The organism is Cupriavidus sp. PB-02, assembly GCF_058252315.1.
On record NZ_CM177694.1, the window covers coordinates 984431 to 998819 of the forward strand.

12 protein-coding genes and 1 riboswitch are annotated in these 14389 nt (G+C 66.3%); of the genes, 4 read left to right on the forward strand and 8 right to left on the reverse strand.

What is annotated here, in order from left to right; all coding sequences use genetic code 11:
- Positions 1-118: 118 nt before the first annotated feature.
- Entirely contained in the window at positions 119-886 is a 768-nt protein-coding gene (locus tag AC10V3_RS04700; protein WP_022534019.1) for a GntR family transcriptional regulator, read from the reverse strand.
- Between the two features lie 299 nt (positions 887-1185).
- Here AC10V3_RS04700 and uraH point away from each other — a divergent pair, with 299 nt between their 5' ends.
- Positions 1186-1539 (forward strand): hydroxyisourate hydrolase, encoded by a 354-nt coding sequence (uraH, locus tag AC10V3_RS04705; RefSeq protein WP_022534020.1) that lies wholly within the window; start codon positions 1186-1188, stop codon positions 1537-1539.
- A gap of 31 nt (positions 1540-1570) precedes the next feature.
- A complete protein-coding gene (locus AC10V3_RS04710; RefSeq protein WP_490923181.1) occupies positions 1571-2785 on the forward strand; it encodes a urate hydroxylase PuuD in 1215 nt (404 codons plus the stop codon).
- A 116-nt stretch (positions 2786-2901) separates the two neighbouring features.
- Here AC10V3_RS04710 and AC10V3_RS04715 read toward each other — a convergent pair whose 3' ends face one another.
- The 7 genes from AC10V3_RS04715 to xdhA all read right to left on the reverse strand — a co-directional run bounded on the left by AC10V3_RS04715 (position 2902) and on the right by xdhA (position 12694).
- On the reverse strand, positions 2902-3477 hold the full coding sequence (locus AC10V3_RS04715; RefSeq protein ID WP_041680966.1) for a TMEM165/GDT1 family protein: 576 nt from the start codon (positions 3475-3477) through the stop codon (positions 2902-2904).
- 106 nt (positions 3478-3583) lie between these two features.
- A riboswitch (yybP-ykoY riboswitch) is annotated at positions 3584-3739 on the reverse strand.
- A gap of 57 nt (positions 3740-3796) precedes the next feature.
- On the reverse strand, positions 3797-4954 hold the full coding sequence (locus tag AC10V3_RS04720; protein ID WP_490923182.1) for a fatty acid desaturase: 1158 nt from the start codon (positions 4952-4954) through the stop codon (positions 3797-3799).
- Between the two features lie 189 nt (positions 4955-5143).
- Positions 5144-6466: a guanine deaminase gene (gene guaD / locus AC10V3_RS04725; RefSeq protein ID WP_490923183.1), complete on the reverse strand. Its 1323-nt coding sequence runs from the start codon at positions 6464-6466 to the stop codon at positions 5144-5146.
- Between the two features lie 67 nt (positions 6467-6533).
- Positions 6534-7589 (reverse strand): adenosine deaminase, encoded by a 1056-nt coding sequence (locus AC10V3_RS04730; protein ID WP_490923184.1) that lies wholly within the window; start codon positions 7587-7589, stop codon positions 6534-6536.
- A gap of 54 nt (positions 7590-7643) precedes the next feature.
- Positions 7644-8633, reverse strand: coding sequence for a xanthine dehydrogenase accessory protein XdhC (gene xdhC / locus AC10V3_RS04735; protein WP_490923185.1), 990 nt, complete (start codon positions 8631-8633; stop codon positions 7644-7646).
- Between the two features lie 142 nt (positions 8634-8775).
- Positions 8776-11166, reverse strand: a complete 2391-nt coding sequence (gene xdhB / locus AC10V3_RS04740) for a xanthine dehydrogenase molybdopterin binding subunit (protein WP_454751737.1) — start codon at positions 11164-11166, stop codon at positions 8776-8778.
- Between the two features lie 25 nt (positions 11167-11191).
- Positions 11192-12694: a xanthine dehydrogenase small subunit gene (gene xdhA, locus AC10V3_RS04745; RefSeq protein ID WP_022534028.1), complete on the reverse strand. Its 1503-nt coding sequence runs from the start codon at positions 12692-12694 to the stop codon at positions 11192-11194.
- Between the two features lie 231 nt (positions 12695-12925).
- Between xdhA and AC10V3_RS04750 the strand changes: the two genes are divergently transcribed.
- The gene (locus AC10V3_RS04750) at positions 12926-13873 is read left to right on the forward strand and encodes a LysR substrate-binding domain-containing protein (protein WP_022534029.1); all 948 of its coding nucleotides are present in this window, start codon (positions 12926-12928) and stop codon (positions 13871-13873) included.
- A gap of 73 nt (positions 13874-13946) precedes the next feature.
- Positions 13947-14387 (forward strand): GrpB family protein, encoded by a 441-nt coding sequence (locus AC10V3_RS04755; RefSeq protein ID WP_349609496.1) that lies wholly within the window; start codon positions 13947-13949, stop codon positions 14385-14387.
- Positions 14388-14389 lie beyond the last annotated feature (2 nt).

Sequence of the window (14389 nt, forward strand, 5' to 3'; positions counted from 1 at the left end):
TTGGTCCTGGGTGATCACCGGACGCATGTAGGCCTGTCGTCTCAGCACTCTGTGGTAGCCGGTGCTGTTTGCGGTCAGGCGTGGCCTTGCTTTTGGGAGCGGTGGCGGGAACACCGTGCTAGGTGGAGCGGCCTAGTACGCTGCGAAGATCGAAGCTGCCCGGCTCGTCTGGTTGCACGCGGTCCGCACAGGCGCCAAGGTGGTGCGCCATGCGCGACTGGGCCAGCGCGGCATCGCCCTGTTCCAGGGCGTCGAGGATTTCCTCGTGTTCGTCGAACGAGCAGGCGTTGTTGCCCGGGGCTTCCACGCTGGCGATCATCAGCGTGGTGCGCGATACCAGCCGGCGCATCATGTTGACCAGCAGGGCGTTGCCGGACAGTTCTGCCAGCGCCGTGTGGAACTCGGCGGACAGGCGGATCCATTTGGGGCGGTCATGCGTGAGAAAGGCCTGGCGCTCGCTGGCCACCATCTTGCGCAGCGGCGCGATCACGGTCTTGACGTCGGGCATGGCGGCGAGCTTGTCCAGCACCGCACGCTCCAGCATCTGGCGCAGCTCGAACATGTCGTGCGCCTCGTCGGTGGAGGGGCTGGCGATAAAGGCGCCGCGGTTGGGTTCGAGATCGACCATGCCATCGGCCGCGAGATGCGACAGCACCTTGCGCACGGTGTGCCGCGCGGTGGCATAGATTTCGCAAAGCGAATGCTCGGTGAGCTTGGTGCGCGGCGGCAGCCGGTGCTCCATGATCGCGTCGTAGATCTCGTGGTACATGCGCTCTTCGACCGAGCCTTTGCGGGCGGGCTTGCCCGGCTTGGCGGGGTTGATCTCGGTCGGCTCGGTAGCGGCAACATCGGCAACACCGGCAATCAGCTTCAGGCTCTTGGACATCGTGGCACCAGCAGTCAGTCAGGGCACCGTGAATCCCGGGTATCAGGGTACGGCGATCCAAAAATTGTTGACAATTATTTGGTTGTGGCCCCAGAATTGTCAACAAAACCGAGTCAGGTTTTCGACAACTCAGGGTAATCCCTGAATTGCCAACCGGGTGGGTGCAGGCGCATTGTCGCCACGCACCAACCCAGCGCCGGGATGCGTTACCAGACGTACCGAGCGGGCACCATTCCCACAAATGGTGCTAGTGAAGGCAGCGGCGCCCCTCACAACCCAATCGCAAAAGGACAAATACGATGGGACGCTTGACCACCCACGTTCTCGACACCGCTGCCGGGACGCCCGGACAAGGCATGTCGATTACTCTCCATAAAATTGTCGACAATCGCCGCGAAACCCTGAAGACCGTGGTCACCAACCACGATGGCCGCTGCGACCAGCCGTTGCTGGAAGGCGCCGACTTTGCCGTCGGCGTGTATGAGCTGGAATTCGCTGCCGGCGATTACTTCCGCGCGCAAGGCGTAAAGTTGCCCGAGCCCGCCTTCCTGGACGTGGTGCCCCTGCGCTTCGGCATTGCCGACGTCAACGCGCACTACCACGTGCCGCTCCTGGTATCGCCCTGGTCGTATTCGACCTACCGCGGCAGCTGAAGCGGTGGCATAGGGAAACAGGAGACAAGACATGGAAGGCTATATCCTCGACTGGGCCAATCTGCTGCTGCGGTGGGTGCACGTCATCACCGCCATCGCATGGATCGGCTCTTCGTTCTATTTCGTGTGGCTGGACAACAGCCTGACCAAGCCCAGCGATCCTGAGCTGCAGGAAAAAGGTGTCGGCGGCGAACTGTGGGCCGTGCACGGCGGCGGCTTCTACAACCCGCAGAAATACCTGACCGCACCGAAGACGCTGCCGGAGAACCTGCACTGGTTCTACTGGGAGTCGTATTCGACGTGGATGACCGGCTTCGGCCTGCTGGTGGTGCTGTACCTGTTCAATGCCAGCACGTTCCTGATCGACAAGAACGTGTACGACATGTCGCCCGGCGCGGCGGTCGGGCTGGCGCTGGCGTATCTGGGCGCGGGCTGGGTGGTCTATGACTGCATCTGCCGCATCTTCGGCAAGAGCGACCGTACCGTCGGCGTGCTGGTGGCGATCTACGTGGCCGTGGCGGCCTACGTGGCATGCAGCCTGTTCCAGGGCCGCGCCGCGTTTCTGCTGACCGGTGCGATGATCGCCACGATCATGAGCGCCAACGTGCTGGTGTGGATCATCCCGGGCCAGCGCAAGGTGGTTGCCGCGCTGCGCGCAGGCCAGCCGGTCGACCCGGTCCATGGCAAGAACGCCAAGCAGCGCAGCGTGCACAACACCTACTTCACGTTGCCGGTGCTGTTCGCCATGCTGTCGAACCACTACAGCATGACCTACAGCCATCAGTACAACTGGGTGGTGCTGGTCCTGATCATGCTGGCCGGTGTGCTGATCCGCCAGTTCTTCATCCTGAAGCACAAGGGCAAGATCAATATCGCCTGGCCTGCCGCCGGTGTTGCCGTGCTGGCCGGTGTTGCCGTGATGATCGCGCCGCAACCGCGCCCGGCCGTGGCCAAGAGCGAGAGCGGCGCCACCGCTGCTGCCGCCACCGTCAGCTTTGCCAAGGTGCAGGAAGTGATGAACGCCCGCTGCGTGCAGTGCCACGCCGAGCAGCCGAAGATGATGCCGACCGCGGCCAAGGGCATCAAGCTCGATACCGCGGAAGACATCAAGACTCATGCGCAGCTGATCTACCAGCAGGCCGTGCAGCAGAAGGCGATGCCGCTGGGCAACGTGACGCAGATCACCGACGACGAACGCGCACTGCTGGGGCAGTGGTTCGAAGGCGGTGCCAAGACTACCAACTGATCTGGAATCCGAGCATCGGTGATCGACGGTCCGGGGGCTGCGCAGTTGGCAGCCGTCAGTACCGGACCGGCGAGGGTTTGAACGGGGCCTTGTGCCCCGTTTTTTTTTCGGCGGCTTTATCCGCCGATATTCAGCAACGCCAGCACGCCCAGCGCCAGGAAGATCGCGGCAGCAATCTTGTGCACGAGCGCAATCGGCATCTTGTTGGCGAACTTATCCCCCAACAGCACAGCCGGCGCATTGGCGATCATCATGCCGAAGGTTGTGCCCGCCACCACCGCCAGCACGGTATCGCTAAAGCGGGCAGCCAGCGCCACCGTGGCAATCTGCGTCTTGTCGCCCATTTCGGCAAAGAAAAACGCGACGATGGTCGTGCCCAGGATGCCGATCGCCCCTTTGACCGGCTTGGCCTGCTCGGCGTCATCGAGCTTGTCGGGAATCAGCATCCACCCCGCCATCGCGATAAAGCCCAGGCCGAGAATCCAGCGCAGCAGGCTTTCGCCCAGTACGTTGGTGATCCAGCCGCCGAGCGCGCCGGCAAAGCCGTGGTTGACCAGCGTGGCGATCAGGATGCCGAGGATGATCGGGACGGGCTTGCGATAGCGCGCGGCCAGCACCAGCGACAGCAATTGCGTCTTGTCGCCCATTTCAGCAAGGGCGACGATGCCTGTGGAGACGAGGAAGGCTTCCATGTTGTTATGTGGGATAACCGGGCCGCAATGCATCGCGAGATGCCAATGACGCACACCTTTCCCGGCCCGGCCAGAAAGGTATGGTCATCGGTCTCGCCAGGCATGGACGCTGCCGGGCCAATCACAACAAGGCCGGGCGGGTCCGGAGCTGCGCACGCCATAACCGCAAGCGGTCAAGTCTGTTGACGTACGCCCCTGTCTCCCGGTGTCCGCATTGCGCGGCGCGGTGCGAGCAGGGCGGCTACTCCCCAATGGAAGTCGCGATTATAGCGGCAGCGGCGGTGATCGTCCACCGGCGCCGGGATCGCGGAAGTGACGTTCAGGCCGGTACCGGCGCATTGTCGCTGGTCTGGCGGCCGCGGAAATCGGTCCAGCACAGCGCCTTGAAGTCATACAGCTTGCAGCGGCGTGCGGTGTCGAAGTACCAGCGCCACGAGAAATTCTCGATGATGATGCGGCCCGGCAGCGCGTGTTCCAGCAGCGCCTGGGCGCGCTTGAGGCGGTACAGCGGCACGCTCATGTCGACGTGGTGGGCGGTGTGTTCCATGATGTGGTGCAACGCGGCGCCGATGCCGTGGCGGAAGCGCAGGTGCACGGTGGTCGAGACAAACGGCTGCGCCTTGGCCCACATCGCCTTGGTGTCGTACCACGCCACGCTGGTGTGGGTGTGGTGCACGTAGAGCACGAAGCCGACGGTGATGTTCCACACCAGGAACGGCAGCACGAAACCGGCGCCGACCAGCATCCACGCCGACTGGCTGGTGGCGAACGCCAGCCCGACCAGCGCGCCGATCCACGCCAGCCCGAAGGCCGCCACCAGCGCGCAGTCGCCCAGGAAGATCGGGCGGCGCGTGGCCATCTGGCGCTTGCTCGGGAAGAACAGCTTGCACCACCAGATCTCGACCAGGTAGTACAGGCCCGGGCCGAAGCCGGTGCGGTAGATGCGCTCCATCACGCGGCGCCAGCGCGGCAGCGCGTTGAATTCTTCCAGCGAGTAGGGCGCCCAGACGAAGTCGAAGCCTTTCAGGTTGGTGTAGCCGTGGTGCACCACGTTATGGCCGACTTCCCACAGGCTGTAGGGCGTCAGCGACGGCAGGAAGGTCAGCCGGCCCAGCCATTTGTTCAGGCCGCGGCGCGGCGTCAGGCTCTGGTGGCAGGCATCGTGGCCGATGATAAACAGGCGTGCGATCACCAGGCCCGCCAGCACGCCCAGCGCGAGCTTGGCGGCCCCGTGCTGGGCCAGCACCACGCCGGCCAGCACGGCGGCGAACAGCAGGTAGTCGAAGGCGAACAGCGCCAGCGCGCGCGGCGTGCTGCGCTGGCCGAGCGGAATCAGCCAGCCGCGGATGATCTTGCGCGAGGGCAGCGGTGCGTCCGGTGCGATCGGCTCCGGGAGGGGCGCGCCGTCGGGTGCGGCGCGTTTGGCATGGGCGGCATGGGGGGCATGCTCGGGATGCGCGGATTGGAATGCGGTCATGCGGAACCTTCTGGTTGCGGTCGGATTGGCGTCGGCGCGCAGCCGATGCGGATCGGGCGCGGCAGACCGCAAAGGTTAGAAGGCTTTGCCGGGAATGATCTTGACGGGCGTCAAGCCGGTGGGACGCAGGAAGCGGTAAACGCACGCCCGCCGCGTGGCGGCGGGCGCTTGCAGGCGAGATGTGACGGATCAGGCGGCCGGCACGTGGGCAGCTTCGCCCATCACATAGACGTTGTCGATCACGCGGTCATCGCCCAGCATCGCGAAGGCGAAAAGTTCTTCTTCCAGCGTTTCGGAGCGGTTGCTGCGGCGGGCGATCAGCGGCGTGGCCTTGGGGTCCAGCACGATGAAGTCGGCCTCGCAGCCTTCGCTGAAGCTGCCGACGCGGTCGGTCCAGCCCAGTGCCTCGGCGGCCGCGCGCGTGGCCAGGTAGAACATGCGCAGCGCGGTCAGGTAGTAGCCGCCCATGCGCGCCACCTTGTGCGCCGCGTTCATGGTGCGGAACATCGAGAATGAGGTGCCGCCGCCCACGTCGGTGGCCAGTGTCACGTTCAGGCGGTTGGCGTCGGACTGGTGGAAGTCGTAGAAGCCGCTGCCGAGGAACAGGTTCGAGGTGGGGCAGTGCGCCACCGCGGCGCCGCTGTCGGCCAGGCGGCGGCGGTCGTCCTGGTCCAGGTAGATGGCGTGACCGTACATCGCACCCGGGCGTAGCAGGCCGTAGTGGTCGTAGACGTCGAGGTAGCTGCGCGCATCCGGGAACAGCTCGGCGACCCATTTGACCTCGTCGCGGTTCTCGGCGACGTGGGTCTGGATAAAGGCGTCGGGGTAGGCGCGTGCCAGCTCGCCGCAGGCGGCGAGTTGCGCTTCGGTCGAGGTCGGCGCGAAGCGCGGCGTGATGGCGTAGCCGAGGCGCCCCTTGTTATGCCAGCGCGACATCAGGTCGGCGGAATCCTGCGCACCGCTCTCGGCGGTGTCGCGCAGGAACTCGGGGCAGTTGCGGTCCATCATCACCTTGCCAGTGACCATGCGCAGGTTGCGCGCCGCGCTCTCGGCAAACAGCGCCTCGGCCGAGGCCTTGTGCACCGTGCTCCAGACCACCGCGCTGGTGGTGCCGTTGCGCAGCAGTTCTTCGGTGAAGAAGCCGGCCACGCCGCGCGCGTAGTCGGGATCGGCAAAGCGGCGCTCTTCGGGGAAGGTGTAGGTCTCGAGCCAGTGCAGCAGGCCCGGCGATGGTGACGCGATCATGTCGGTCTGCGGGTAGTGCACGTGGGTATCGATAAAGCCGGGCACGATCAGCTTGCCGCGGTGGTCGACGATCTCGGCGTTGGCCGGGATGCGCGCGGCCTGCTCGGTGTAGTCGCCGGCGGCGGCGATGCGCCCGGCCGTGACGATCAGCACCCCGTCGTCCCAATACTGATACGCGTCCTCATGGAACTGCGGGTCGCGCAGGAAATGCAGCACGCGGCCGCGGATGGCGCGGGTCAGGGAAGGGGTCTTGGGGGTGTTCGTCATGGTTTGTCTCTTCTGGCCGGCCTGCGCGCAATGCGCTGCAGGCCGGGCTATTGGCATGCGCCGACGCTCAGGCCGCGGGGGCCGTGGCGGGCGGGGAGTTGGGCGGGCTCGACCAGAAATGGTCGACTTCCGCCAGGTACTCGGCCTTCTGCATGGCAGGCAGGAAGGCCGCTTCAAAGCTGTTGCGCGCGAGCTTGTGGGCATCGGCCGCGTCCAGCGGCAGCGCATCGAAGGTGGCTTCCCAGTTGGCGTTCATATAGCCGCCGAAATAAGCCGGGTCGTCCGAGTGCAGCGTGATCAACACGCCCGCATCGAGCATGCGCTTGAGCGGGTGGTCGCGCAGGTCTGGGTAGACCTTTAGCTTGACGTTCGACAGCGGGCACACGGTCAGCGCCACCCGCTCGCGCGCCAGGCGTTCGACCAGCGCCGGATCGTCGATGGCATGCACGCCGTGGTCGATGCGCTGTACCTTGAGGATGTCGAGCGCGTCGGTGACGTACTGCGCCGGGCCTTCCTCGCCCGCGTGGGCCACCAGGTTCAGGCCCAGCTCACGCGCTTTTGCGAACACGCGCGCGAATTTCTCGGGCGGGTTGCCCTGCTCTGACGAATCCAGGCCGACGCCGACGAAACGGTCGTGGTAGGGCAGCGCGGCGTCCAGCGTGGCAAAGGCGTCTTCCTCCGACAGATGGCGCAGGAAGCACAGGATCAGGCTGCTGGAGAAGTCATACTCAGTGCGCGCCTGCGCCAGGGCATCGGCGATGCCGTCGATCACCACGCCGATCGGCACGCCGCGCGCGGTATGGGTCTGCGGATCGAAGAAGATCTCGGCGTGACGGACGTTGTCGGCGACGGCGCGCTTGACGTAGTCCATGGTCATGTCGAAGAAATCTTCCTCGGTCAACAGCACGCTGGCGCCGGCGTAGTAGATATCCAGGAACGACTGCAGGTCGGTGAAGGCGTAGGCGGCGCGCAGTGCCTCGACGCTCGGGTAGGGCAGCGCGACCTGGTTGCGCTGGGCCAGCCGGAAGATCAGTTCCGGCTCGAGCGTGCCTTCGATATGCACATGCAGTTCGGCCTTGGGAGTGCGGCGGATCTTGTCCGCGAGCGCGGCATCGATGGTCATGGGGGCCTCGTTTCTGGGCTTTTCTGTACCTTCCGGCGGGCCGGCGGCACGGGTTCAGGGATGCACCGCCTCCGGGCGGCCGGCACGCAGCGCGGCGAGGCGCTGTTCGCGGACCTGGAGCAGCTGGGCGACGATGGCTACCGCAATCATAGCCGGAGCCTTGTCGATGATCCCGGGAACCCCCATGGGGCATGTCATTTCCGCAAACCGGGCGGGGTCGATGCCGTGCTCGGCCATGCGGTGTTCGAAGCGCGCGCGCTTGGTCTTGGAACCAATCAGCCCGAAGTAGGCGAAATCGGTGCGCTTCAGGATTTCTTCGCACAGGGTCTGGTCGAGCGCATGGCTGTGCGTCATGACCAGGAAATAGCTGCCCGCGGGTGCCTGCGCGACCACGGCCTCGGGCGTGTCGCTGGCCTCGGCCTCGACGTTGTCGGGCAGGCCGCCGGGGAACAGCGTGTCGCGCTCGTCGACCCAGTGCACGCGGCATGGCAGCGTGGCCAGCACCTTGACCAGCGCATGGCCGACATGGCCCGCGCCGAACAGCACCACGTGCATGGCGTCGGGCACCAGCGTGTCGATCCAGCTGCCGTCGGCGTGCAGCACGACGCCGGGGATGACGGCTTTGCTGTCCGCCTGCGCCACGGGCCCGCTGGCTGGCACGTGCCGCTGAAGCGACTTGCCAGCGGCGAAATTGCGCTCGATTGCGTCGAGCCAGCCCAGGTCGGCTTCGCCCAGCACCTCGAACGCCAGTTGCACCACGCCGCCGCAACATTGGCCGAGCGCCGGACCGAGGGGAATGCGCTCGATACGGCGCGCTTCACCGCGCACCAGCATCGCGCGCGCGATATCCATGCCGCGCCACTCCAGGTGGCCGCCGCCGATGGTGCCGACCAGGTCGTCGGCGCTGACCAGCATGCGGATGCCGGGCTCGCGCGGCGCGGAGCCCTTGACCTCGACGATGGTGACCATCGCTACCGGCACGCCGGTGCGCACCATGCGGGCGGCGTCGGCGAAGCGGAAGGGTTTGAGCGGTGTGTCCTGCATGTCGGGGGCCTTGTGGAGGTGCTTGGTATTGCTTGTGTCAGAGGTGGCGCGCGCCTGCTTCTTCCGCCGGCCCCTCGCCTGTCGACGCAGACGAGGGGGGAAAGTCCGGGGCGCCCGCAGGCGCGCGCTTCCTTGCCATCGATCAGGCCGTCGCTTCGGTTGCTGATTCGGCTGCTGATTCGGCTGCCTGTGCCGCGGCCTCGCGCACGGCTTCCACCGCGTCAAGGATCGCCTCGCTGGTGGCGGGTGCCTGCAGCGGCGGGTTGATGCGGTAGTCGCCCACCGCGGCAATCGCGTCGCGGATCGCGAAGAACACCGAGAACGGCAGCAGCAGCGGCGGCTCGCCCACCGCCTTGGAGCGGTGGATGCTGTCCTCGACGTTCTGGTTCTGGTACAGGCGCACGTTGAATTCCTCGGGGCAGTCGTTGACCGTGGGAATCTTGTACGTGGACGGTGCGTGCGTCATCAGCTTGCCGTCCTTGTTCCACCACAGTTCCTCGGTGGTCAGCCAGCCCATGCCCTGGATAAACGCGCCCTCCACCTGGCCGATGTCGATCGCCGGGTTCAACGAGCGGCCGGCGTCGTGCAGCGCGTCGGCGCGCAGCAGCTTCCATTCGCCGGTCAGCGTATCCACCAGCACCTCGGAGCAGGCGGCGCCGTAGGCGTAGTAGTAGAACGGGCGGCCGTGCAGCTTGCTCTGGTCCCAGTGCAGCTTGGGCGTGGTGTAGAAGCCGTCGGACCACAGCTGCACGCGCGACACATAGGCCTCGCGCGCCAGGTCGCCGAACGACAGGCGCAGTTCGCCCGCGCAGACCAGGTCATCGTTGAAGCGCACTTCCGACGGTTCCACGCCGGCCTTGCGCGCCGCAAACGCCGCCAGGCGCTCGCGGATCTGGCGCGCGGCGTCCTGCGCGGCCTTTCCGTTCAGGTCCGCGCCGGTCGATGCGGCGGTGGCCGAGGTGTTGGCCACCTTGCTGGTATCGGTCGCGGTCACGCGCACGCGCTCCATGCGGATGCCGAGTTCGTGTGCCACCACCATCGCCACCTTGGTATTCAGGCCCTGGCCCATCTCGGTGCCGCCGTGGTTCACCAGCACCGAGCCGTCGTTGTAGACGTGTACCAGCGCGCCGGCCTGGTTGAAGTGCGCCACGTTGAACGAGATGCCGAACTTCACCGGGGTGATGGCGATGCCCTTCTTCAGGATCGGGCTCTGCGCGTTGAACGCGCGCGTGGCCTCGCGGCGGGCGCGGTATTCGCTGGTCGCCACCAGTTCGTCGATCAGTTCGTGGATGACGTTGTCTTCCACGGTCTGGCCATAAGGCGTGACGTTGTTCTCCGTCTTGCCGTAGAAGTTGGCGCGGCGCACGTCGAGCGAATCCTTGCCGACGTTGCGGGCCACGTTGTCCAGGATGTACTCGACCGCGAACGCGCCTTGCGGGCCGCCGAAGCCGCGGAAGGCGGTGTTGCTCTGCGTGTTGGTCTTGCCGCAGTAGCCGTCGATCTGCACGTTCGGCAGCCAGTAGGCGTTGTCGAAGTGGCAGATGGCGCGGGTCATCACCGGACCCGACAGGTCGGCGGAAAAACCGGCACGCGACACCATCTCGACCTTGACGCCCTCGATGCGGCCTTCATCGTCGTGGCCGACTTCATAGTCGAACACGAAGTCATGGCGCTTGCCGGTGATCATCATGTCGTCGTCGCGGTCCGGGCGCAGCTTGACCGGGCACATCAGCTTCCAGGCAGCCAGCGCGGCGCAGCAGGCGAACAGCGCCGACTGCGACTCCTTGCCGCCGAAGCCGCCGCCCATGCGGCGGCACTCGACCAGCACCTGGTGCGCATGCCAGCCCAGCATGTGCGAGACCGCGTGCTGCATTTCGGTCGGGTGCTGGGTCGAGCACCACACGTGCATGCCGTCGTTCTCGCGCGGCGCGGCGTAGGAGATCTGGCCTTCCAGGTAGAACTGCTCCTGGCCGCCCAGGCGGATCTTGCCGCTGTCCTGGTGGGCGGCGCTTGCGATATGCGCGGCGGCTTCGCCACGCTTCAGGTGCATCGGCGGCAGCACATAGCTGCCGGCCTGGTGCGCGGCCTCCGGCGACAGCACCGGCGGCAGGTCCTCATACTCGATCACGCCCAGTCGCGCCGCGCGGCGGGCCGCATCATGCGAGCTCGCCACCACGATAAAGACCGGCTGGCCGATAAACTGCACCACGCCGCGCGCCAGGATCGGATCATCGTGGATGATCGGGCCGCAGTCGTTGCTGCCGGGGATGTCGTCCACCGTCAGCACGGCGACCACGCCGGGCGCGGCGCGCACCTTGTCGAGGGAGATCGACTGGATGCGGGCGTGCGCGCGGGTGCTCATGCCGAGCGCGGCGTGCAGCGTGCCGGCCAGCTCGGGGATATCATCCGTGTAGGTGGCGGTGCCGGCCACGTGCAGGTGGGCGGATTCATGCGGACGCGAGATGCCGACCTGCGGAACCGGTTCGGCGGCGACGCTGGCGTCGAGCAGGAAGGGTTCGGTTTGCTTGTTCATGCCGATGCTTTCCTTTTTCTCTGGCTCAGGCCGTGACGATGGCAATGGCGCCGGCGCCAGGAGCGCGGACGTTGACAGCTGCCGCAGGCAGCGCTTCATTGCTGGTTTCCAGCCAGAAGCGGTACAGCAGGTTGGCGGCGCCGCGGCTGCGGTACGACGCGGTCGCGCGCATGTCGGACAGCGGCGTGTAGTCCTGCGCCAGCGCGGCCATGCCGGCGCGGGCAGTGGCTTCGTTCCACGGCTGGCCGGTCAGGGCCGCTTCCGTGGCGGCGGCGCGCTTGGGCGTGGCGGCCATGCCGCCGAAGGCGATGCGCGCCTCGCTGACGATGCCGTCCTGCACGGTGATGCCGAATGCGGCGCACACGGCGGAAATATCCTCGTCAAAACGTTTGGACAGCTTGTAGGTGCGGAAGTGCTGCGGGCCCGCCACCGGCACGCGCAGCGCGGCGACGAATTCGCCCGGCTGCATCGCGGTCTTCTGGTAGGCCAGGTACAGGTCTTCGAGCGGCATTGTGCGGCGGGTTTCGCCGTGTTGCAGCACCACTTCCGTGCCCAGCGCGATCAGCGCCGGCATCGAGTCGCCGATGGGCGAACCGTTGGCGATATTGCCGCCCAGCGTGCCGGCATTGCGGATCGGCAGCGAGGCAAAGCGCTTCCACATTTCTTCCAGCTCGGGGTGGGAGGCGTTCAGCGCGGCATAGGCTTTCTCTAGCGTCACGGCGGCGCCGATCTCGATCATGCCGTCGCGTTCCCCGATCTGGTTAAGGTCTTCCACCTGGCCCACGTAGAGCAGGTTGCCCAGCTCGCGGAACTGCTTGGTCACCCACAGGCCGACGTCGGTGCTGCCGGCCAGGATGCGGATATCGGGCTGCGCCGCCTTGATCGTGCCGAACTCGGCCGCGGTGCGCGGAGCAAAGAACTCTTGCCCTTGCGCGCGGTAGCGGAAGGTCTCGCCGCGCTTCAGGTTGCGCAGCGTCTCGGCGATCTGCTTCGGGTCGAGCTTGTCGGCCGCTGGGGCGGGCAGGGCCATCATGCGCTCGCCGGCGTCGATGATCGGGCGATAGCCGGTGCAGCGGCACAGGTTGCCGGTCAGCGCGTCGCAGATGGTCTGGCGCGAAGGGGATTCGCCGCCGGGCGTGTGCTGCTGGTACAGCGCCCACAGCGACATCACGAAACCCGGGGTGCAGAAGCCGCATTGCGATCCGTGGCATTCGACCATGGCTTCCTGCACCGGGTGCAGCGTGCCATCGGCCTGGCGCAGGTCTTCGACCGTGATCAGGGCCTTGCCGTCGAGCGTGGGCAGGAACTGGATGCAGGAGTTGACCGCCTTGAATTCGATGTCGCCGCCGTCCTGCAACTCGCCGATCACGACGGTGCAGGCGCCGCAGTCGCCTTCGGCGCAGCCTTCCTTGGTGCCGGTGCAGCGCGCGTCCTCACGCAGGTACTGCAGCACGGTGCGGGTAATGGGGGCGTCGGATACTTCCTTGACCTGGCCGCGATGGAAAAAGCGGATGGTTTGCGTCTCCATGGTCTTCTCTCTTTTGGTGATGGCGGAAACATAGCACCCCGGCCTTTCATGCAATATTCGGCCCAGGTGATATGCGCCATCAGCAGGCACGCCGGTCGGTGCCCCTCCGCACGGAGCCAGCGCTGCCAGCCGGGTGCGATTTGACCGATTGTGGGGTGCGTGTCATACACTATGCGCCGTTCCCATCCCCCACGCCACCCATCTGGCCCCCGCCGGAGGGCCGCCATCGCCATGCACGGACGCGACCATCTCGATACTTATTTGCTGCGGGTGCTGCACACCCTGCTGACCGAGCAGAGCGTCACCCGTACCGCCGTACGCCTGGGCCAGTCGCAGCCCGCCATCAGCAACACGCTGAAGCGGCTGCGCGAGATCACCGGCGACGCCATTTTGGTGCGGGGCAAAAACGGCATGGTGCCGACCGAGCGCGGCCGCGAACTGCTGGCGCTGGCCGAGCAGAGCCTGGCCGCGATGGACCGCATCGCCCGCCCGCCGCAGCAGTTCGACCCCGCCACCACCACGCGCACCTTCCACCTGGGTGCGCCGGACTACCTGGACGCCTTCTTCCTGCCCAATATCGTCGAGCGTGTGCGCCGGCTGGCGCCTGGGGCGAAGCTGTTCGTGCATCCGATGACCTCGTCGTCGGATTTCCTGGAGGACCTGGAGCAGGGGCAGTTGGATATCGTGGTCGGCAACTGGCTGTCGCCGCCCGAGCACCTGCATATCTCGCCGCTGTTCGACGACGAGGTGGTGTGCATGCTCGGCGCGCAGCACCCGCTGGCGCGCAAGGGTCTGACGCTCAAGCACTACCTGGAGATGCCGCACCTGGCGCCGGCGCCCTATGCATCGATGCAGCGCAGCATGATCGACCAGGCGCTGGCCGAGCAGGGCTACAAGCGCAATATCCAGGTGACGTTGCCGTATTTCGGGCTGGTGCCGTATGTGCTGATGAAGACCGATATGGTTTTCACCACCGGGCGCCAGTTTGCGGCGCACTATGCGCAATACCTGCCGATCCGGATGGTGCCATCGCCGGTGTCGTTCCCGCGCATGCGCTTTTACCAGCTCTGGCACGAGCGCTGCCATGCGGCGCCGGATGTGATGTGGATGCGGCGGATGATCGCGGAGGTGGCGACAGACCTGCCGCAGTTGCCGCGGCTGGAGACCGAGGCGGGCTGAGGCAGTGGAAGACGGAGCCACGGATCGACTAAGGCTCGCCTCGCCTGCTACTGCGCGGGAGGCCGCGGAGCGCATGTTCCGATCCCTGCGGCCCCGGCTTGCCGCGGTCCTGCCACCGGACGCCGCCATCGAGCACGTGGGCGCCACGGCGGTCAGCGGGTGCCTGACGAAAGGCGATCTCGACATATCTGTCCAGGTGGGCCCAGAGGCGTTCGCTGCCGCGGACCTGGCGCTGTCGGGGCTGTTCGAACGCAACACTGGCTCGGTGCGCACGGACAGCTTTTCCGCCTTCAAGTGCGATGAGGTACGGCCACCAGTCGGAATCCAGCTGGTGGTGCGCGGGGCGCCGCTGGATGTGTTCGTCCGGTTCCGGGACAGCCTGCTGGCCGACCCGGCACTAATCGAGCGATACAACGCGCTCAAGCGTTCCCAGGAAGGCGCGGAGATGCGCGCCTACCGGGCTGCAAAATCCGCGTTCATTGCCTCGGTACTGGGGCGATCAGCCGGAGGCTAGCC